This is a genomic window from Priestia sp. SIMBA_032 (genome assembly GCF_046535215.1).
Lineage (GTDB): Bacteria > Bacillota > Bacilli > Bacillales > Bacillaceae_H > Priestia > Priestia aryabhattai.
Genome location: NZ_JAWRXD010000002.1, coordinates 248,058 through 267,465 on the forward strand (window position 1 = coordinate 248,058; position 19,408 = coordinate 267,465).

At 39.9% G+C, this 19,408-nt stretch carries 21 protein-coding genes; 16 read left to right on the forward strand and 5 right to left on the reverse strand.

The window, feature by feature from the left end; translation table 11 throughout:
- Nucleotides 1-6 precede the first annotated feature (6 nt).
- Complete coding sequence (locus SB717_RS07170) at nucleotides 7-456, forward strand: ACT domain-containing protein (protein WP_013059332.1); 450 nt, start codon at nucleotides 7-9, stop codon at nucleotides 454-456.
- A gap of 28 nt (nucleotides 457-484) precedes the next feature.
- Entirely contained in the window at nucleotides 485-1,357 is an 873-nt protein-coding gene (gene pheA, locus SB717_RS07175; RefSeq protein ID WP_410903516.1) for a prephenate dehydratase, read from the forward strand.
- Between the two features lie 29 nt (nucleotides 1,358-1,386).
- Here the strand turns inward: pheA and SB717_RS07180 are convergent, their stop codons facing one another.
- Together SB717_RS07180 and SB717_RS07185 are read right to left on the reverse strand one after the other, a co-directional pair.
- Nucleotides 1,387-1,932, reverse strand: a complete 546-nt coding sequence (locus SB717_RS07180) for a transcription repressor NadR (protein WP_074677641.1) — start codon at nucleotides 1,930-1,932, stop codon at nucleotides 1,387-1,389.
- 15 nt (nucleotides 1,933-1,947) lie between these two features.
- Complete coding sequence (locus SB717_RS07185; protein WP_074677638.1) at nucleotides 1,948-3,084, reverse strand: IscS subfamily cysteine desulfurase; 1,137 nt, start codon at nucleotides 3,082-3,084, stop codon at nucleotides 1,948-1,950.
- Between the two features lie 89 nt (nucleotides 3,085-3,173).
- On the opposite strand from SB717_RS07185, the gene nadB reads away from it, so the two are divergent.
- The 6 genes from nadB to SB717_RS07215 all read left to right on the forward strand — a co-directional run bounded on the left by nadB (nucleotide 3,174) and on the right by SB717_RS07215 (nucleotide 9,908).
- A complete protein-coding gene (gene nadB / locus SB717_RS07190; protein WP_410903517.1) occupies nucleotides 3,174-4,718 on the forward strand; it encodes an L-aspartate oxidase in 1,545 nt (514 codons plus the stop codon).
- A gap of 35 nt (nucleotides 4,719-4,753) precedes the next feature.
- Entirely contained in the window at nucleotides 4,754-5,647 is an 894-nt protein-coding gene (nadC, locus tag SB717_RS07195) for a carboxylating nicotinate-nucleotide diphosphorylase (RefSeq protein WP_074677634.1), read from the forward strand.
- On the forward strand, nucleotides 5,604-6,704 hold the full coding sequence (nadA, locus tag SB717_RS07200; RefSeq protein ID WP_074677995.1) for a quinolinate synthase NadA: 1,101 nt from the start codon (nucleotides 5,604-5,606) through the stop codon (nucleotides 6,702-6,704). The genes nadC and nadA overlap by 44 nt, the downstream gene beginning before the upstream one ends.
- 214 nt (nucleotides 6,705-6,918) lie before the next feature.
- Nucleotides 6,919-8,199 carry a SafA/ExsA family spore coat assembly protein gene (safA, locus tag SB717_RS07205; protein WP_074677632.1) on the forward strand — a complete coding sequence of 427 codons (1,281 nt, stop codon included), beginning with the start codon at nucleotides 6,919-6,921 and terminating at the stop codon, nucleotides 8,197-8,199.
- Complete coding sequence (locus SB717_RS07210; RefSeq protein WP_234483703.1) at nucleotides 8,189-9,154, forward strand: phosphotransferase; 966 nt, start codon at nucleotides 8,189-8,191, stop codon at nucleotides 9,152-9,154. The genes safA and SB717_RS07210 overlap by 11 nt, the downstream gene beginning before the upstream one ends.
- 94 nt (nucleotides 9,155-9,248) lie before the next feature.
- A complete protein-coding gene (locus SB717_RS07215) occupies nucleotides 9,249-9,908 on the forward strand; it encodes a YhcN/YlaJ family sporulation lipoprotein (RefSeq protein WP_013059324.1) in 660 nt (219 codons plus the stop codon).
- Nucleotides 9,909-10,012: 104 nt separating this feature from the next.
- On the opposite strand, the gene SB717_RS07220 is transcribed toward SB717_RS07215, so the two are convergent.
- Nucleotides 10,013-11,092 (reverse strand): YsnF/AvaK domain-containing protein, encoded by a 1,080-nt coding sequence (locus SB717_RS07220; RefSeq protein WP_074677630.1) that lies wholly within the window; start codon nucleotides 11,090-11,092, stop codon nucleotides 10,013-10,015.
- 291 nt (nucleotides 11,093-11,383) lie between these two features.
- On the opposite strand from SB717_RS07220, the gene SB717_RS07225 reads away from it, so the two are divergent.
- The 7 genes from SB717_RS07225 to yajC all read left to right on the forward strand — a co-directional run bounded on the left by SB717_RS07225 (nucleotide 11,384) and on the right by yajC (nucleotide 16,595).
- Nucleotides 11,384-11,920, forward strand: a complete 537-nt coding sequence (locus SB717_RS07225) for a BofC C-terminal domain-containing protein (protein WP_410903518.1) — start codon at nucleotides 11,384-11,386, stop codon at nucleotides 11,918-11,920.
- Between the two features lie 297 nt (nucleotides 11,921-12,217).
- Nucleotides 12,218-12,829 (forward strand): Holliday junction branch migration protein RuvA, encoded by a 612-nt coding sequence (ruvA, locus tag SB717_RS07230; RefSeq protein ID WP_013059321.1) that lies wholly within the window; start codon nucleotides 12,218-12,220, stop codon nucleotides 12,827-12,829.
- Nucleotides 12,830-12,845: 16 nt separating this feature from the next.
- On the forward strand, nucleotides 12,846-13,847 hold the full coding sequence (ruvB, locus tag SB717_RS07235) for a Holliday junction branch migration DNA helicase RuvB (protein WP_074677628.1): 1,002 nt from the start codon (nucleotides 12,846-12,848) through the stop codon (nucleotides 13,845-13,847).
- Nucleotides 13,844-14,044, forward strand: a complete 201-nt coding sequence (locus SB717_RS07240; protein WP_013059319.1) for a DUF2905 domain-containing protein — start codon at nucleotides 13,844-13,846, stop codon at nucleotides 14,042-14,044. Before ruvB ends, SB717_RS07240 begins: the two co-directional genes overlap by 4 nt.
- 23 nt (nucleotides 14,045-14,067) lie before the next feature.
- Nucleotides 14,068-15,096, forward strand: a complete 1,029-nt coding sequence (gene queA, locus SB717_RS07245) for a tRNA preQ1(34) S-adenosylmethionine ribosyltransferase-isomerase QueA (protein ID WP_013059318.1) — start codon at nucleotides 14,068-14,070, stop codon at nucleotides 15,094-15,096.
- Between the two features lie 23 nt (nucleotides 15,097-15,119).
- Nucleotides 15,120-16,259, forward strand: coding sequence for a tRNA guanosine(34) transglycosylase Tgt (gene tgt / locus SB717_RS07250; RefSeq protein WP_013059317.1), 1,140 nt, complete (start codon nucleotides 15,120-15,122; stop codon nucleotides 16,257-16,259).
- Between the two features lie 72 nt (nucleotides 16,260-16,331).
- Nucleotides 16,332-16,595 carry a preprotein translocase subunit YajC gene (gene yajC, locus SB717_RS07255; protein WP_028411695.1) on the forward strand — a complete coding sequence of 88 codons (264 nt, stop codon included), beginning with the start codon at nucleotides 16,332-16,334 and terminating at the stop codon, nucleotides 16,593-16,595.
- 35 nt (nucleotides 16,596-16,630) lie between these two features.
- Here the strand turns inward: yajC and SB717_RS07260 are convergent, their stop codons facing one another.
- Nucleotides 16,631-17,014 carry a TIGR04086 family membrane protein gene (locus SB717_RS07260; RefSeq protein ID WP_074677626.1) on the reverse strand — a complete coding sequence of 128 codons (384 nt, stop codon included), beginning with the start codon at nucleotides 17,012-17,014 and terminating at the stop codon, nucleotides 16,631-16,633.
- A gap of 146 nt (nucleotides 17,015-17,160) precedes the next feature.
- Between SB717_RS07260 and SB717_RS07265 the strand changes: the two genes are divergently transcribed.
- Nucleotides 17,161-17,805, forward strand: a complete 645-nt coding sequence (locus SB717_RS07265) for a DUF421 domain-containing protein (protein ID WP_410903519.1) — start codon at nucleotides 17,161-17,163, stop codon at nucleotides 17,803-17,805.
- 20 nt (nucleotides 17,806-17,825) lie between these two features.
- Here SB717_RS07265 and spoVB read toward each other — a convergent pair whose 3' ends face one another.
- Nucleotides 17,826-19,376, reverse strand: a complete 1,551-nt coding sequence (gene spoVB / locus SB717_RS07270) for a stage V sporulation protein B (RefSeq protein WP_074677987.1) — start codon at nucleotides 19,374-19,376, stop codon at nucleotides 17,826-17,828.
- Between the last annotated feature and the right edge of the window lie 32 nt (nucleotides 19,377-19,408).

A 19,408-nucleotide genomic window follows, 5' to 3' on the forward strand; every position in this document is an offset into this window, starting at 1 on the left:
CTTTACTTGCATAAGAGCGATAAGCAGTTTTATTTAGTTCGCGAAGATGTATTACCAGAAGCGATGAAAAAAACATTGGATGCGAAGCTGTTAATTGAACGGGGAAAAGCTGAATCGGTAGCAGATGCTGTACAAGCCGTAGACTTGAGTCGCAGTGCTTTTTATAAGTACCGCGACACGGTCTTTCCGTTTCAGACGGTTGTCAAACAGCGCATTATTTCACTATTTTTTCATATTGAAGATCGATCAGGAACTTTATCACATTTATTGAGCACCGTTGCATCATCGGGATGCAATGTGTTAACGATTCACCAAACCATCCCTTTACAAGGGCGTGCCAACGTAACTCTTTCATTAGATACAGCAAGCATGAATGTTGAATTAAATGAAATGCTGCGAAGACTGAAAAGCTTAGAGTTTGTAGATAAAGTGGACGTGCTTGGTTCAGGGGCATAATGGCAAACAGATATAGATAAGGAGAGTCATGATTGTGGGGAAAGTAGGATATTTAGGACCAAAGGCAACATTTACACATGTAGCCGTCCAAGGCGTATTTAAACAGCACGACCATGTTCCATACAAAACAATTCCAGCATGCATTGATGCAGTGGATAACGGAGAAATTGAGTATGGAATTGTACCGTTAGAAAATGCACTTGAAGGATCTGTAAATTTAACACTTGATTATCTTATTCATGAACGTCGTCTGCCGATTGTTGGAGAAATTGTGCTTCCAATTCGTCAGCATTTAATGGTTCATCCATCTCGTGCAGAACAGTGGAAAAACATTAAAACGATTTATTCTCATCCTCATGCAATTGCGCAGTGTCATAAACTTTTACATGGAGAATGTACGTCAACTGCAGTAGAAGAGATGACATCAACGGCGTTTGCTGCGAAGTATGTAAGCGAACACCCTGAGCTTAATATTGGAGCTATTGCGAATGGGTTAGCAGCCCATGAATATGGATTACATATTGCCTGCCCGAACATTCATGATTATGATCATAATACAACAAGATTTGTTATTTTGCATAAAGATGGAGCGCAAGAGGTGCCATTTTTAGCTGGAAACGGGTGCAAGACAACGTTAATGATTACACTTCCATCTGATCAGGCAGGAGCGCTTCATCAAGTGCTTTCAGCCTTCTCCTGGCGTAAGCTAAATCTGTCTAAAATTGAATCCCGTCCTATGAAAACAGGGCTTGGAAACTATTTCTTTATCGTTGACATTGAACAAAAAATGGATGAAGTATTAATCCCTGGGGCTATGGCTGAACTTGAGGCACTAGGCTGTAGCGTAGAGCTTTTAGGAAGCTATCCTCATACACTGCTTAAAACAGAAATCCCGCTTTAAAGCGGGATTTTTTTTGTTATAACACGTTTTTACTCATTCGAAACTAAATAGCCTTCTGCTTCAAGAGCTAAGCAGGCAGCATTCAGTTTTTCAATTGTATCTGCTTCAATCGTATGAAGGTGAATCCCATCTGTTAGCTGAGATAAATAAGTTGCGTTTGTTTCTTGAATTTTTTCTATGAACGTTTCTACTTCTTTTCGGGTTTGAATCATGACGGAAGCCGTTAATTCACCATACACAGGGTGTTCAACGGTTACATCTTTTACGAGAACGCCGTGGTCAACAAGCAGAAAAAGCTCCTTTTCAGCATCTTCTGGCGTATGCTGACAGGCAATAATTCGCTGATGCACGGTAGTTTGAGATGGATTTTGAATATAAATATATCCTTGGCTTGTTGCGATAATGGGCTCATTTTTAGCTTTAAGCAGCGAAATATCTTGTACAATGACTTGGCGGCTAACGTTCGTTCGTTTCGAAAGCTCACTGCCTGTCATTGGTTTATTCTCCGTTTTTAACCATTGTAGAATAAGTTCTCTTCTTTCTTCTCCAAGAATTTTCTTTTGAGTTCCTGGCACCTTTCATCCCTCCTTTTACACTGTCATAAATTCTTGCTGTAATAAATGAAAAACGGATATGAGTCGATCAATATGCTTAAACGTTGAATGTTGACTAAATGAAATACGTACAAAGTTCTTAGCATTCGCAGTCGATTTGCCAATCGCAAGTAAAGAAGCTAATGGTCCCTGCTGATTTACATGACAGGCACTTCCTGTAGATATAGCAATTCCGTGACGATTACATTGTAACATAACATATTGACCCTGTATGTTTGAAAACGTCAGTCCAATAATTCCAGGAAAATGAGAGTTCCCAAGGCCTTCTGCTTCTATAAAAGGAGCAAGAGAATCTAGGTTTTCTAGTAAATACGATTTTAAGCGCTCATAATGGCTCCGGGCGGTCTTCATTTCTGCATATGCGCATTCAGCTGCTGCAGTAAAGGCAGCAATGCCCGTTGTATTTACAGTCCCAGGGCGAAAGCCTTTTTCATGAGTTGCTTTATGATAAATAGGCTTCCAAGAAGAACTTGAATTCATGTATACCATTCCTACACCTTTTGGTCCGTAAATTTTATGACTAGAAACTGAGATGCTATCAGCTTTCAGCTTTTTAACATCAATAGGAAGCTTACCGAAAGATTGAACACAATCACAGTGAAAGAGAATTTCTTTTTTAGATAAAAAATGGCCAATATCCTCAACTGGCTGAATTGTACCGAGCTCATGATTGATGTGCTGAATGGCTACTAGCACAGTGTCAGGTCGAATAGTCTTCTTTAAGTCGTCTACAGACACAACGCCGTTTTGATCTACAGGTACATAAGATAGAGAAAAGCCTTCTTTTTCAAGCTGCTGCAGCGTATGAAGAACTGAAGAATGCTCAAGCTTCGTTGTAACTAAATGTTTTCGTTCGCTAGTGTTTCCTTTTAAAAGAGAGTGAATAGCTAAGTAATTAGCTTCTGTTCCTCCGCTTGTAAAAAAAAGATCATCCTCTCGGCAATTTACTAACAGGCTTAATTTTTTTCTGCATAGCGTAAGCAGATTCTCTGCTTGTGTTCCAAGTGTGTGAAGGCTGCTGGAGTTTCCATAATAGCTTGTTGCCGCTTCAGTATATACTTCAATTGCTTCTTGTCTCATTGGCGTTGTTGCCGCATAGTCCAGATAAATCATTTTCTCCCTCCGATAAAAAAACTTCTTGTCTTTCATTTAATAATATGTAAATATAGGTGTCAAGACACATGTAAATAAAGAGGTGTAAAATGTTAGAGACGGATGTTTTAATTATTGGGAGCGGATTAGCAGCGTTTTCTGCAGCTTATGAACTGTGTCGTCATAACAGAGTTGTCATGGTAACGAAAGGGAAACTTGACCGCAATAACTCAGTTCTTGCTCAAGGCGGAGTAGCAGCTGCTATTGGAAGTAGCGATCACTGGAGTGAACATCTCTATGATACGTTGGTTGCGGGCAATAAGCATTGCAATGAACAAGCGGTACGCACTTTAGTGGAAGAAGGTGCGGCTGTAGTAAATGAATTGATTCATAAAGGAATGAAGTTTGATAAAAACCCAGATGGTACGCTGCATTTTGGAAAAGAAGGAGCCCATCGTGTCAATCGTATTCTGCATGCAGGTGGGGATGCAACAGGACAAGCGCTGTTCGCTTTTTTGAAAAAAGAAGTACTGTCATATATTACAGTGATTGAAAACGAAATGATTCAGCATTTAGTAACTGTAGATGGCACGTGCAGAGGCGCTATCGGACAAGGCGAAAACAACAAAATTACTATATATCATGCTCGCCAAACCATTATTGCTACCGGAGGAATCGGCGCTTTGTACAAGCATACATCTAACCAGCCGCTCGCGACAGGAGATGGGCTAGCGCTTGCGTACAGGGCTGGAGCAAAATTAGCGGACTTAGAATTTGTTCAGTTTCATCCGACGCTTTTGTATCAAAAGGAAGCGAAAGGTCTAATATCCGAAGCGGTTCGAGGTGAAGGTGGCGTACTGGTAAATGAATGGAATGAACGCATAATGGAAGGCGTTCATCGCTTTAAGGATTTAGCACCGCGAGATGTTGTAGCAAGGACGATTTTTAATGAAATGAAAAAAGGAAGATCCGTATTTTTAGACATTGAAAAAGTGGCTCATTTCCAACAAAAATTTCCTACAATTACGGCACTGTGTCGAAAGTATAAAATTCAACTGGACAAAAAACGAATACCTGTTACTCCCGGTGCACATTTTTTAATGGGTGGAATTGAAGTAGATGCTTACGGACAAACAAGTGTTGAAGGATTGTATGCCGTGGGGGAAGTTTCTTCTACAGGTGTTCATGGAGCAAATCGTCTAGCAAGCAATTCATTGTTAGAGTGTCTTGTATTCGGAAAACGGACAGGGCGTCATATTTTACATAAAGCGAGAACGGCATCTCGTTATACTCCCGTTCGTTACGTTTATAAAGGCATGCCTAAAATGCTGCCTGCCACAAGACAAATTCAGCACAAAATGATGGATTGTGTAGGAATCATTCGTCATGAAAACGAATTGGCTACTATTGTGCATGAATTCACAAATTATTTGGATGGAATACGTCTTGATCAAGAAGTTATATATTCGAGGGAAGCTGCAACCATCTGCAATATGCTAACTGCAGGTCTGCTTATTGCCGAGTCCTCTCTTGCAAGAAAAGAAAGTAGAGGAGGTCATTACCGAAGTGACTTTCCGCATGAAAACCAAGAATGGGAGCATAGGCGAATTATTAAGCAGTCTGCTGCTTCAACAAAACAATCATTGATTTTATAAGCAAGGAAATCTAAAAAGAAAGGTGAGGTAGCACAATGAACACGTTGAAATTACAAACACTATTGCAGTCTTTTTTTATAGAAGACATTGGAGATGGAGATATAACCTGTGAAGCTATTTTTTCTCCGTCTGACCAAGGGAAGGCTGTGTTCACAGCAAAGCAATCAGGCATTATCGCAGGAGTGGAATTGATTAAAGAAGGATTTCATTTAATAGACCCTAATGTGAAAGTGAATTTGGAAAAAAAAGATGGAGATGTTCTTAAGCCTGGAGATAAAATAGCTACCGTTTCAGGATCCGTGCGATCTATCTTGACCGGTGAACGGGTAATTTTAAACTTACTTCAAAGAATGAGTGGCATTGCCACGATGACGCACAAAGCCGTAGCGCTGCTTGGCAGCTCACATACGCGCATATGTGACACGCGAAAAACAACGCCTGGTCTGCGAATGTTAGAGAAGTATGCCGTTCGTGCTGGAGGAGGTTATAATCATCGTTTCGGATTGTACGATGGCGTTATGTTAAAAGATAACCATATTGCACATGCAGGATCTATTCTAGACGCTGTTGTGAGAGTAAGAGAGCAGCTTGGACATATGGTTAAGGTGGAAGTAGAAATTGAAAATAAAAGTCAATTGCTAGAAGCAATAGAGGCAGGAGCAGATGTCATTATGTTCGATAACTGTTCTCCAGAAGTCATTAAAGATTGGATACCGCTGGTTCCGGCTCATGTTGTCACAGAAGCATCCGGTGGAATTACGCTTGGCACGCTCTCTTCTTTTAGAGACAGTGGAGTGGACTATATTTCACTGGGAGCTTTAACGCATTCAGCAGGGTCTATCGATATCAGCTTGGACTTATTAACAGAAAGGGGAACAGAAAATGATGAGTTTATTACAAACGCTTCAGCAGCAAACGCTGCCCGCTAAATATACGGAGCTCACAGAAAATGAAATGAAAAAAAGAGTACTAGAAATCAAGAAAAAGCTCGGAAGCAAATTGTTTCTGCTCGGCCACCATTATCAAAAAGACGAAGTGTACGAGTTTGCAGATGCGGTAGGAGACTCCTTACAGCTGGCTCAAATAGCAGCTGAAAATAGAGAAGCTGAGCATATTGTGTTTTGCGGCGTTCACTTCATGGCAGAAACAGCTGATATTTTAACAGCTGAAAATCAAAAAGTCATTTTACCCGATATGCGCGCTGGCTGTTCAATGGCTGATATGGCTACTATTCAGCAAACAGAAAAGGCATGGCCTGTCTTACAGGATCTTTTCGGAGATACGATTATTCCGCTTACGTATGTGAATTCTACAGCTGCAATTAAATCTTTTGTAGGCGAACATGATGGTGCAACAGTAACATCTTCAAATGCAAAAAATATGGTGGAGTGGGCATTTTCTAAAAAAGAGCGCATTCTCTTTTTACCAGATCAGCATTTGGGCAGAAACACAGCTTATGATTTAGGCGTTGGCCTAGATGAAATGGCTATTTGGAATCCTATTGAAGAAATACTTGAATATGAAGGCGATATAAACAACATCAAGGTGATTCTATGGAAAGGTCACTGTTCTGTGCACGAAAATTTCACGGTTAAAAATATTGATTATTTACGCGAGAAGCAGCCCGAGATGAATATTATTGTTCATCCGGAGTGTTCCCATGAAGTGGTGCAAAAATCAGATTATGCAGGTTCTACAAAATATATTATTGATGCAATTGAAAAAGCTCCTTCAGGCTCTAAATGGGCCATTGGCACGGAAATGAACTTAGTAAAACGGATTATCAACAGTCATCCGGATAAAGAAATTGTTTCGCTTAATCCCTATATGTGTCCTTGTTTGACGATGAACCGAATTGATTTGCCTCACTTGCTGTGGGCTTTAGAAAGCATCGAAGAAGGAAAAGAAGTAAATCAAATCAAGGTGGATAAACATACGGCAGAAGGTGCTATCAAAGCCCTAACAAATATGTTAGAACGAGCATAAAGATTTTTAAGACAATTAAACAAAGAAGGTCTAAAAGAAGACTTATTGACATATTGTTTGTGTTGATAAGTCTTTTTTTCTTTATCATAAAAACTTGAACCAAACTGTGGGCAAAATGAATAAAAAAATGGTTCAAGGCATATCTTGTGATGAACAAACAGAACTTACTTTGATTTTGCACATATAGATGGCAGAGACTCTACTCGGGAGGGGAATGACGTTGAAAATCCATATCGTTCAAAAAGGGGATACCCTTTGGAAAATCGCTGAAAAGTATGGGGTTAATTTTGAAGAGTTAAAAAAAGCGAATTCTCAATTAAGCAATCCAGACATGATCATGCCTGGAATGAAAATTAAAGTGCCGACAAGCGGAGTGCCTGTTCAAAAAGAAGGAGCTCCTTCACCTGGGATAAAAGAAATGCCTAAAGTTCAACATCCTTATAGTGACCAATCCACAAAAGCTTATCCAGTAACGGAAATTGATGAAAGTCCAGAGGAGAAAAAGTCAGCTAATCAGCCTGCTCAGACACCGTTTATGCAACCGATAAAAGAAGCACCAATTGCCCAGCCTAAAAAAGAAGCACCGATTGCTCAACCGAAAAAGGAAGCGCCGATTGCGCAGCCAAAGAAAGAAGCGCCGGTCGCCCAGCCTAAAAAAGAAGCACCAATTGTTCAGCCTAAAAAAGAAATGCCAGTTGCGCCAAAGCTTCCTAAATTAAAGCCAATTGCACCTGAGATTGATATTAACAATTATTACACCGTTAATATGGCGATGCAGGCTCCAAAAAAAGAAGTGCCAAAAGAACTACCTAAGCATGAATCGCCAGAAAGTCCTGAGATGGAGAGTATAGAAATGCCTCCTCAAATGCCATGTTACCCAATCATGCCGATATCGCCTGTAATGCCAGGCTGCGGGTTTAATTACATGCCGTGTCCTCCGCCAATGTATGCACCGCAGCCATATCCAATGCCAATGTATCAACAGGCTCCAATGTATCATCACGGTTATGAAAACGAGTCTTTTGAAGAACATGCAATGGGCGCTCATATGGCACCGATGCCAATGTATCCAATGATGCCACACAGCTGCTATGGACCGGTGCAATGTTCTCCTTGTCCGCCTCCATGGGGATATCAGCAGCCTGTTTATCCGGCCTATCATCAAGCACCGATGTATCCACAAGTGCAAGGAGCTATGACAGGTGGCCATTATGAAAGTTCTTCCGATGGTTTTGGAAACGCACCTTACCATTATGGGCAGCAATATGCGCCACAGCAGCAAGGAGACTGCGGCTGCGGTGAACCAAGACCTGAAGACTATGCACCACAGCAGCCTTATCCACAGTACCAACAGCAGGTACCTTATGGCTTTCAGGACCCAAGGGCACCCTATCCAGCCCCATATGGCATGATTGGTGTACCTTCGTATCCTGCGTTTGATCCAAATGCATTTAGTATTCCAGAATACGATGAGTACGACGAAGATGAAGATTGATTATTATACACGAGACGATTTTAATTTAAATCGTCTCTTTCTCTATTTGAAAAAAAGAGATATTCACGTTGAGACCTATCGTATGAAAAAGCCTCATGTCATCATAGCGGATACGAATAAAGGAAAAAAAGTAATAAAAGCCTACAGGGACAAAGGTAAAATTGAACATGTTTATCATTTTTTATCTCGAATTCAACAAGGGTATGCTGTTAATTTCGAAGCTTACCCAGAAGGTGAACTTTATATAAAGGACCGTCATTTGTACTGGGCGATGATGCCTTTTGTTAAGCAAATGAAAGAGGTAACGTATGAAAGTTTTCAGGATCGGGAAGAAGTATTACAAGCATTGAGCCGCTATCATGGAGAAGTTCATAAAAAGAAACTAGCCGCGTATACAAAGCTTTCTGAATATGATCTTATTTTAAAATGGAAAAAGCGTCTTTCCTCTTTTCGAGAAGCATCACATATATTTAGGGAATTTAATCAATTTCATGTATATAAAGACATTGTGACTTGGGGAGAAAAAGCTTTAGTCTTAATGGAGCGTTTCAAAGATAGTGGGCTGAACTGTTCCATTATTCACGGTGACGTTGCTTCACATAATTTCTTGAAAACAAACCACTTGGGCATTGTTATGATTGATTTTGACTTATCGGCTAAAGCTCCTGCTCTTTATGACTATGTTCAGCTGGCCCAGCGCTTTTTGCCTTACGTCCAGTGGTCGATGAAAGAACTACTTCAACACTCAAAAATAAAAGAATTAAGCAAGCAGCGTTTTTTTCTTGCTTCTTTACTATTTCCATCGATGCTGATGAGAAACTGGAATATCAACGCCTCTGCTTTATCATGGGCAAACCGTCAAAGGTTAATGCAGCAATCAGTCGAAGAATGGTCACAGCGTACACATTTTTATCGAGTGATTTACCAGCACTTACAAAACCTACATGACATGTAAAGAGTTTATAAACACTTCATCGAATAAGAAACGGCTCGTCTTTTAATCCTAATAGTAAGCTCAGAGTAAATAGAGCTTAAATTAGGGGGCGATTATGTTGAATAGGTATGTAGCAACTTCTTTAGCTTTTGCATGTATGATGGGACTTGGCGCTTGCAATAACAAAGACCAAGGTATGGAACAGCGCTATACAGATACGACACAGCCTGTTGGGTATCATACAAATGAAAAAGCGAATGAACATCGCGTAGATAATCCGAAAGGTCCAATGACTGAAGTTTTAGATGGGAATGGAACACCTAATTATCCGTTAAACGTAAGTGATGGACGCTTTGATAATCCGACAAACCCTTATGGAAACATCAATAATACAAATGATCGTACAAATGGCGTTGCTAATATGTATTATGGTGAAGATTATCCAAGAGACTTTACGGAAAAAGTGGCTGATCGGGCTGCAAGCGTTAAAGGTGTAGAAAATAGTCGCGCCGTTGTCCGTGGAGATCAGCTATTAGTTGCTGTGGATCCGGCCAAAGACATAAATAACGGCCGTTTAAAACAAAACGTGCTCGATAAAGTAAAGCCTATTGCAAAGGACTATAATGTTCAAGTAAAAGTAGATCATGATGTATTTATGAACGCTCGCTCTCTTGATGATGATATTCGAAATGGAAAAGACCGAAATACGATTCAAACTAATTTCAATGGTCTATTTGAATCAGTCGATGAGAATGTCAATCATAAACATCGTTAAATGAAGAAGCAGCTGTCTGTGAAGGACGGCTGTTTTTTTTGATGAGAAGACATATAAAAAAGCTGCCATTGAAGCCAGGCAGCTATTCCTCGAACATGCAACTATTAATTTTTCTTGTTAGAAGCAGATTTGTTTGTTGTTTTGGATTCCGCTTCTTCCTTTTGAGCGTTAGTTTCATTTTGTTTGAGGCGACCTTCTCTTTTTTTCGTATCTGCTGGTGCCGTAGCGACACTCTTTGTATTTTTTACATTTTTTGCAGAAGAGCTTGTCTCATTAGCTTGTGTGTTTGGCTTCTCGTTGTTAGTTGACTGACTATTTTCGTATTCAGCTTCCACGTCGCTTGCTAGAGCTGCAGAAACTTGAGCGTAAGTATGGTCTGTATAGTTCATCATATTTTCGTATACTTCGGGGCTCGCGAGTCCATCAGGTTCTACGCTTGCTTCTTCTTTCTTAATCGTTTCAGTCCATTCTTTTGTTTCTTGAATAAGTTTTTTTCCTATAATTACTTCTTCAACAATAACTGGTCGTTTGGTTATTTCCACTCGTTCTTCCATGATTGGAACACGAATAATTTCATCTTCTGTAAGTGGCCCAGCGTTATAGTCTCCGTCAACTACAGGGCGACGTTCAATATAAAACTCTTCTCTCGTAACAGGAACGTGTACAGTTCTTTCTTCCTCTATTACTTTTTTGTGGAGTTTTACTTCACCGACTTGGACGCGTTCTTTTAAGATATCTAATTTTTCTTCACGTAGTTGGACGGCTCTATGCTCGTTGTGTTCCGTATAGGTTCCGTACGCTGGAGTTTGTTCAGAGCTTACGGCATCTATCAAGATTAGAATTTTACCAGCAGCTACATCTGTCTCGCACTGCACGGCTGAGAAGTCTGGTATGCCCATGCGGATTAATTTTGATTTCAAGCTGTTTCCTTGTTTGAGCCCCATGCCGCCTGTCATCATGGTAAAAAAGTTATCCATCATGACGCCAGCTAATGAACTTACGGCAGGTGAACCAGCTTCAATAATTACATTTGTATCGTGACCTATTTGAAATGTATTGCTTTTACTGTTAGAAATAACCATAATGTCTGTTTCTCTATAACCTTGACGCTTTAAATTATGGATAACATCTAAAGCTTCTTTCTCTGAAAAAAAAGTTCCGACTACACGTTTATTCATTCTCATTACTTCAGCTCCCTTTTTTATGAAAATAGATAATAGAAGTCCTTACAATTGCTTCCACTATGTACATACCCTGCAAAAATTTAATTAAAACGTTCAAGAGAAAATTTTACAAATAGTGTGCAAATGTAACAAATACTCCATGTTTTCTTAACATAATATCGTAAAAGGGATTTGCTTCATAAAATAAGAGGATAAAAGAAAATAAGTAGGTCAAACTATTAGTGTAGATTTTCACAAAACCTTTTTAGATAATACTAAAAAGAGTATGATTAACGTGTGAGGTGAAGGTGAGTGAAGAAAGTCATTCATCAAGCAGCTTTTTTAATGCTAGTAAGTATTGTGTTTTGTATAATGCCATACCGTGCAGATGCGAATGAAAAGGAGCCGATGAGATTATTTCTTGAGCGCGTGTATGTGGATGGAGTCGTAAGTCAAGAGATGATCAAAAGCCCTTCTATGACGAAAAAACAATTAATGAAAAAATATAAAAATTGGCGACTGCTTAAAGAAACGGATCAAGAGCTAGTTTTTAGAACAAGCATAGACGATATTTCACCTATTTTAAAAGAGAACGGTTATGTAGGGCTTTCTGTTAACGGTATTCTCTCAGCATTTGAAGGCAAACCAGCTTCGTCGCAGCACATTATACAATCGTTTTTTCAAATTGACATCAAAAGGCTTGAGAGCTATCAGCATGAACAATTAAAGAAAGGTATTCGCGTTCAATCAAAAGATGAATATCTTTCCCTCATTAATTTCTATAAAATCTATCAGCTCCAGCAGCGGCCGCTTTCAATCAAGCAGCCGTTTTTTAGTATGGTAAAATAATTATTGAATTCAACATTCTAAATTGCTTCTATTTGCTTTTGGCGATATGTTAAAATGGTATTCAGCAGTCTAGTATTGTATATATTTTAAAAGGTCATTCATCAATAAAAGTGGGCGGTTCTATTTTTTATAGCTATTGTAAAAATAGGTTGGCAAAGATGAAAAGAGGCAAACGTTCTCTTGAACGTCTTTTTAAAAAGCAGCTTTAAAGGAAAATAGAGAACGATGCGGGCAGGATTCTTCGTAGGCAAAGTTGAAGGTCACTGCCCGCGCGTACATGATTAAGGAGAGAGCTTATTGTTTGATTATATCAAAGGTACTGTTACATATATAAATCCTGAGTATGTAGTAATCGAAAACAACGGGATAGGCTATCAAGTCTTTACGCCGAATCCATATGTATTTTCAATTGATGAACAACCAAAGACGGTTTACACCTATCAATATGTAAGAGAAGACGTAATTGCACTTTACGGGTTTGCTTCCCGAGAACAAAAGGATTTATTTATGAAGTTAATTAGCGTGTCAGGAATCGGCCCAAAAGGCGGTTTAGCTATTTTAGCGTCAGGTAATCCAGCGCAGGTTGTCCAAGCTGTGGAAGAGGAAGACGAGAAGTTTTTAGTTAAGTTTCCAGGAGTAGGTAAAAAAACAGCTCGACAGATGATTCTAGATTTAAAAGGAAAGCTGCATGATATTGTACCAGATGCCGTTCCTTCTTTATTTGCAGATTTGGACGCACAAGAAGTCAAATCTCAAAGTTCAGAAGCACTCGATGAAGCGATTGAAGCACTTAAAGTATTAGGTTATGCAGAAAGAGAAATCAAAAAAATTGTTCCGGCTTTAATGAAAGAAACGATGACAACGGATCAGTATATTAAAGAAGCGCTAAAACGATTATTGAAACAATAAGTAAGGGAGGAGTAAAATGGACGATCGTATTGTAACGGGAGATGTTCTTGGTGAAGAAGAAATCATCGAGCAAAGTTTGCGGCCGCAAACCTTACAGCAGTATATTGGTCAGCATAAAGTAAAATCCCATTTGGATATTTTTATTAAAGCTGCCAAAATGCGAAGCGAAACGTTAGATCACGTGCTTTTATATGGTCCTCCAGGATTGGGGAAAACAACTCTTGCTACTATTATCGCTAATGAAATGGGCGTGCAAATCCGAACGACCTCTGGGCCAGCTATTGAGCGTCCAGGCGATTTAGCCGCAGTTTTAACTAGCTTAGAGCCTGGAGATGTGCTTTTTATTGATGAAATTCACCGATTAAATCGTTCGGTTGAAGAAGTACTGTACCCAGCAATGGAAGATTTCTGTTTGGACATTGTTATTGGAAAAGGAACGAGTGCACGTTCCGTCCGTCTGGATTTGCCTCCGTTTACGCTAGTAGGTGCAACGACAAGAGCAGGGCTTTTATCTTCTCCTTTGCGTGATCGCTTCGGCGTTTTAAGCCGTTTAGAATATTACCAAGAAGAAGATCTTGCTTCGATAGTAGAAAGAACAGCCGCTATTTTAGATGTAGAGATTGATGAAAAAGCTACATTTGAGATGGCTAGGCGTGCTAGGGGAACTCCGCGTATTGCGAATCGCTTGCTTCGAAGAGTGAGAGATTTTGCTCAGGTCAAAGGAGACGGAGCCATAACCGAAAGGCTTGCCAACGAAGCATTAGAAATGTTGCAGGTGGACCGTTTAGGTCTTGATCATATTGACCATAAATTATTAAGAGGGATTATCGAAAAATTTAGGGGCGGCCCTGTAGGGTTAGACACAATATCGGCTACTATTGGTGAAGAGTCTCACACAATTGAAGACGTATACGAGCCTTATCTATTGCAAATCGGCTTTCTGCAGCGAACGCCGCGAGGACGAATTGTGACGCCTTTGGTCTATGATCATTTTCAGCTGGAGGTGCCTGATCAGTGAATGATATGCCTAAGATGCTTATCACATTAGGGGGCATTTTAGTCGTCATTGGACTGTTATGGCAGTTCGTCGGCAAGCTTCCAGGCGATATTTTTATCAAAAAAGGAAATACAACCTTTTATTTCCCGATTGTGACATGTATTCTAGTAAGCGTTGTATTATCACTTATTTTTTATGTAATTGGCAAATTTAAATAATTAAGTAGAAACAGGTGAACATTTTGAAAGTAGATTTATTTGATTTTCATTTACCAGAAGAATTGATTGCCCAAACGCCGCTTGAGCAGCGAGATGCGTCAAGACTCATGGTATTAAACAAAGAAACAGGAAGTGTGAAGCATCATATGTTTCATGATCTTCTTGATTATGTGCAAGAAGGAGATTGTTTAGTGTTAAATGACACACGTGTTCTTCCTGCACGATTGTTTGGGACAAAAGAAGATACAGGTGCTAATATTGAAGTATTGCTTTTAAAACAAACACAGGGCGATACGTGGGAGACGCTTGTAAAACCGGCTAAACGAGTAAAAGAAGGCACGGTTATTTCGTTTGGTGACGGACGTCTGACAGCTGTATGTAAAGAAACGAGCGACCAAGGCGGACGTTTGTTAGAATTCAACTATGAAGGCATCTTTTATGAGGTTCTAGAACAACTGGGAGAAATGCCGCTGCCCCCTTATATTAAAGAGCGCTTGGATGACCAAGAGCGCTACCAAACGGTTTTTGCTCGCGAACAAGGCTCTGCAGCAGCGCCAACAGCAGGTCTTCACTTTACAGAAGAGATGCTTGAACAGTTAAAAGAAAAAGGTGTGCATATTGCATTTTTAACGCTTCATGTTGGATTGGGTACATTCCGTCCAGTCAGTGTTGACGACTTAGAAGAGCACGATATGCACTCAGAGTTTTATCAAGTGAGTGAAGGAACCGCTGCTTTACTAAACAGCGTACGCGAAAAAGGCGGTCGTATTATTTCAGTAGGCACAACTTCTACCCGTACCCTTGAAACGATTGCAACTGAGCATAACGGCAAATTTGTTGCTTCTTCAGGCTGGACCAATATTTTTATCTTCCCAGGGTATGAATTTAAAGCAATTGATGGAATGATTACAAATTTCCATCTTCCAAAATCTACGCTCATTATGCTTGTAAGTGCCTTAGCAGGAAGAGAAAACGTTATTTCTGCCTATGAACAAGCTGTAGCAGAGAAGTATCGTTTTTTCAGCTTCGGCGACGCGATGCTAATTTTGTAATTTAACATGAAAGGAATACATCAATGACAGCAATTCGTTACGAACATATAAAAACTTGTAAACAAACAGGAGCGCGTTTAGGGATTGTCCATACGCCTCACGGCTCATTTGAAACGCCTATTTTCATGCCAGTAGGCACATTAGCTACAGTAAAAACAATGTCTCCGGAAGATTTAAAAGCAATGGGGGCAGGCATTATTTTAAGTAATACTTATCATTTATGGCTTCGTCCAGGTCATGAAATTGTTAAAAAAGCGGGAGGCCTTCATAAATTTATGAACTGGGATCGTCCCATCTTAACGGATTCAGGCGGCTTCCAAGTTTTTAGCTTAAGTGATTTGCGCCGTATTGAAGAAGAAGGCGTTCATTTCCGCAACCATTTGAATGGAGACAAGCTTTTCTTATCTCCAGAAAAAGCGATGGACATCCAAAATGCGCTTGGGTCTGATATTATGATGGCATTTGATGAATGCCCACCTTATCCAGCAGAATATGACTACTTAAAACGTTCAGTTGAACGCACAAGCCGCTGGGCAGAGCGATGCCTTGAGGCTCACAGCCGCCCTCAAGACCAAGGTCTTTTTGGTATTGTTCAAGGCGGAGAGTTTGAAGATTTACGCCGTCAAAGTGCAGCTGATTTAGTTTCAATGGACTTCCCAGGTTATGCTGTGGGAGGGCTGTCAGTTGGAGAACCAAAAGATGTAATGAATCGTGTGCTTGAGTTTACGACGCCATATTTACCAACCGACAAACCACGTTATTTAATGGGAGTGGGATCACCTGACTCGTTAATTGATGGAGCGATTCGCGGGATCGATATGTTTGATTGCGTATTACCAACGCGTATTGCACGTAACGGAACGCTTATGACAAGCGAAGGTCGTCTTGTTGTTAAAAATGCAAAATATGCAGAAGACTTCGGTCCGATTGATCCAAACTGTGACTGCTACACATGTCAAAATTATTCAAGAGCGTATATTCGCCACTTAATTCGCTGTAATGAAACGTTTGGAATTCGTTTAACATCTTACCATAACTTATATTTTCTGCTAAACTTAATGGAGCAAGTCCGTGAAGCCATTCGCGAAGACCGACTTGGCGATTTCCGCGATGAGTTCTTTGAAAAATACGGGTTTAACGGCCCGGACGCAAAGAATTTCTAGGTCACTACAGGAATTTTCATCAAATTTATGAATGAGTACCTGTTGATAATATAAATAAAAGGAGGAGTTTTCATGGGTGTTTTACAAAATATTTGGCCATTACTTTTAATGTTTGTCATTTTCTATTTCTTGTTAATCCGTCCACAGCAAAAACGTCAAAAAAACGTACAGCAAATGCAATCAGCACTTAAAAAAGGTGATAAGATTGTTACAATTGGCGGTATGCACGGTCTGGTAGAAGCAATCGATGAGTCACAAGTTGTGGTTCGCAGCACTGACGGTTCAAAATTAACGTTTGACCGCAATGCTATTCGTGAAGTAAGAAGCGTAGATTAATAAAAAAACGTCACGTACATGTACGTGACGTTTTTTTATGCTTCTCGTGAACCGGCAATGTTTACGCCAACAATTCCCCCGAGAATAGCGACTCCAATAAATCCAGCGTGAAATAAAAGCTGCTGTGCAGAAAACAGGTGACTATAGCCGAGGAATTGCAGCAAAAACATTAAAAAAGAATAAGAAATACCAGTGGCGCCTCCAACAAGAAGTCCCTTTGAACCGTTTCGTCCTCCTGCGATAAAGCCTCCGATAAACAGTGTAATAAATGAGAGAATAAGTAAAAATAAACGTACGGACTGTTCTTCAAGCGATGTGAATTTTAAAATAAGCGAAAAGATAATGCTAATCGCTAAAGCCATCCCTAAGATTGTTGCTACCCCTGCAAATACAGCGTTGCTCATTCGTTTTGCACCCAACTTGTTTCCCCCTCATGAAATAAAAAGATAGGTGAACCCTTAGTACGAGCATATTCGGGATGACTTCAAAATAGACGCATAAAAGTAAGGCTATTTTAAAATAAATGGTACAAACTACAAGGGAATACATAAAGGAGGTCTTTGCGGTGGAGTTGTTGATCATGGTTGCGCGAACCGTTCTTTTATATGTAGTAGTTTTAATTATTTTTCGCGTTATGGGTAAAAGGGAAATAGGGGAGCTGAGCATATTGGATTTAGTGGTCTTTATTATGATTGCTGAAATGGCAGTAATGGCTATTGAAAATCCAAAAGATCCTTTGCTGTATTCAATTCTTCCGATGTTAACGCTTCTTATTATTCAAATCGGCTTAGCTATATGGTCTCTTAAAAGCAATCGAATGCGAAATTTTATTGATGGCAAACCTAGCATTATTATTGAGAATGGAAAAATAAACGAACATGAAATGAAAAGGCAGCGATATAACTTCAATGATTTGCTCGTGCAGCTGCGAGATAAAAATATAAAAAATGTAGCTGATGTTGAATTTGCTATTTTAGAATCTTCAGGAAGGCTATCGGTGTTTGAAAAAGATCAGCAATCAGGTGAAAAAGGCAATTTGAATTTGCCTTTTATCATTGACGGCATTATTCAAGAAGAGCATCTGTTGCATGAACATAAAACGACGGAATGGTTAAAGACAGAGCTGCAAAAGCTAGGGTATTCAAACTTAGATAAGATTTCATATTGCAGCTACGACAACGGAAAATTTTTTGTAGATTTGAAACAATAAAACGCGGATTGCTCCGCGTTTTATTTTCGTTTAAAATAGCGTAAAACAGAAAAACGGTTTAATTCTTCTTTTGTTATCAGTCTAAAAAGCAGCAAAAACAGTACGTATACAACGCTTGTAAGTACAATTGATAAAACGGTTCGTAAGCTCAAAGGGATGGAATTGAAAAGATTCATATAAGCGAAGTGTCCGGTAAAACCTGATATTCCCATGACAGAAAAACTGCGAAGATACTCAAACACATGAAGCTTATACGTGATTTTTTTCATGACGGTAGACAGATGTAAAAGAGTGACAAGCATCATTCCCACAACAATTGCAAGGCCAGCTCCCATAATGCCTAGATTGGGCTGAGTTGCGAGTAAGAAGATAAGAGATGTTTTGACCGCTGCTCCGATAAAACTGTTAATCATGGCGGCTTTTGCAAGGTCTAGCGCCTGCAGAACAGCTTGAAGCGGCCCTTGAAAGTAATAAAAGATAAAGAAAGGAGCCATGACTTTGACAAAAATAGCAGCTTTGTCAGAACCATACATCAATTCCATTACCGGATTAGCAAATACATAAAGAACAACAACGGCCAGTCCACCTGTTACAAACGACAAGCGGAGAGCTTGATGAAGCCGATATTCGATTTGTTTCATTTGATTCTGTGCAAGAGATTCACTGATTGCGGGAACCAAAGAAGTGGATAGAGACACCGTTACAAAAGAAGGCAACATCAGGAGAGGGAGTGCAAAGCCCGTTAATTCTCCGTACTGCTTCGTTGCTACCGCTGTCGCTACTCCTGCGATTGCTAAACTTTGAGCTACTACAATCGGTTCTAAAAACCAAGATATTGACCCAATCATGCGGCTTCCTGTCGTGGGAAGAGCGATTCGCATTAAGTCAAGGAACGTATCTTTGCCTGCATGTAAAGAAGCAAAAAATTTTCGTCTTACCGTTATTTTCTTCTTTCGCTTGAACATAAACACCATATAAAACAGTGAAGCTAGTTCTCCAAATACGGAAGAGAGCATAGCGCCAGCCGCAGCGTACTCAATTCCATAAGGCAAAAATGCTTTTGTACACACGGCAATTAACGTAATGCGCACCACTTGTTCGATAATTTGAGAATAAGCGGCAGGCTTCATTTGCTGCTTTCCTTGAAAATATCCGCGGATGACAGACGAGACGGCGATGATTGGAATAACTGGAATAATCGCAAGCAGCGGATAGATCGTACGTGAATCTGTAAAGAAGGTTTTTGCTACAACGGGAGCGAATAATATTAGTCCGAGCGTAAATAAAAAGCTCAGCGTACACGTAATACTTAAAGAGACGACAAGTATTTTTTTTATTTTATGCCTGTCACCTAAAGCTTCTGCTTCTGCCACTAACTTGGATATGGCAACCGGTAGCCCAAGCTGTGTTAAGGTGATTACTAATACCAGCGTGGGGACCGCCATCATATAAAGTCCCACACCTTCGTCTCCAATCATTCGAGCCACCACAATTCGATTGACAAACCCGAGTACACGTGTAATTAAGCCAGCAATTATTAAAATAATAGTTCCCTGTAAAAATTTAGACATATACTCACTGCTTTCTTGAGGTTTATACAGTG

What these genes read in the sequence shown, in the direction of transcription:
- pheA (WP_410903516.1), top strand. Translation starts at nt 485, where the DNA reads ATGATTGTGGGGAAAGTAGGATATTTAGGACCAAAGGCAACATTTACA.
- SB717_RS07185 (WP_074677638.1), bottom strand. Translation starts at nt 3,084, where the DNA reads ATGATTTATCTGGACTATGCGGCAACAACGCCAATGAGACAAGAAGCA.
- nadB (WP_410903517.1), top strand. Translation starts at nt 3,174, where the DNA reads ATGTTAGAGACGGATGTTTTAATTATTGGGAGCGGATTAGCAGCGTTT.
- nadC (WP_074677634.1), top strand. Translation starts at nt 4,754, where the DNA reads ATGAACACGTTGAAATTACAAACACTATTGCAGTCTTTTTTTATAGAA.
- nadA (WP_074677995.1), top strand. Translation starts at nt 5,604, where the DNA reads ATGAGTTTATTACAAACGCTTCAGCAGCAAACGCTGCCCGCTAAATAT.
- safA (WP_074677632.1), top strand. Translation starts at nt 6,919, where the DNA reads ATGACGTTGAAAATCCATATCGTTCAAAAAGGGGATACCCTTTGGAAA.
- SB717_RS07210 (WP_234483703.1), top strand. Translation starts at nt 8,189, where the DNA reads ATGAAGATTGATTATTATACACGAGACGATTTTAATTTAAATCGTCTC.
- SB717_RS07215 (WP_013059324.1), top strand. Translation starts at nt 9,249, where the DNA reads ATGTTGAATAGGTATGTAGCAACTTCTTTAGCTTTTGCATGTATGATG.
- SB717_RS07220 (WP_074677630.1), bottom strand. Translation starts at nt 11,092, where the DNA reads ATGAGAATGAATAAACGTGTAGTCGGAACTTTTTTTTCAGAGAAAGAA.
- ruvB (WP_074677628.1), top strand. Translation starts at nt 12,846, where the DNA reads ATGGACGATCGTATTGTAACGGGAGATGTTCTTGGTGAAGAAGAAATC.
- tgt (WP_013059317.1), top strand. Translation starts at nt 15,120, where the DNA reads ATGACAGCAATTCGTTACGAACATATAAAAACTTGTAAACAAACAGGA.
- yajC (WP_028411695.1), top strand. Translation starts at nt 16,332, where the DNA reads ATGGGTGTTTTACAAAATATTTGGCCATTACTTTTAATGTTTGTCATT.
- spoVB (WP_074677987.1), bottom strand. Translation starts at nt 19,376, where the DNA reads ATGTCTAAATTTTTACAGGGAACTATTATTTTAATAATTGCTGGCTTA.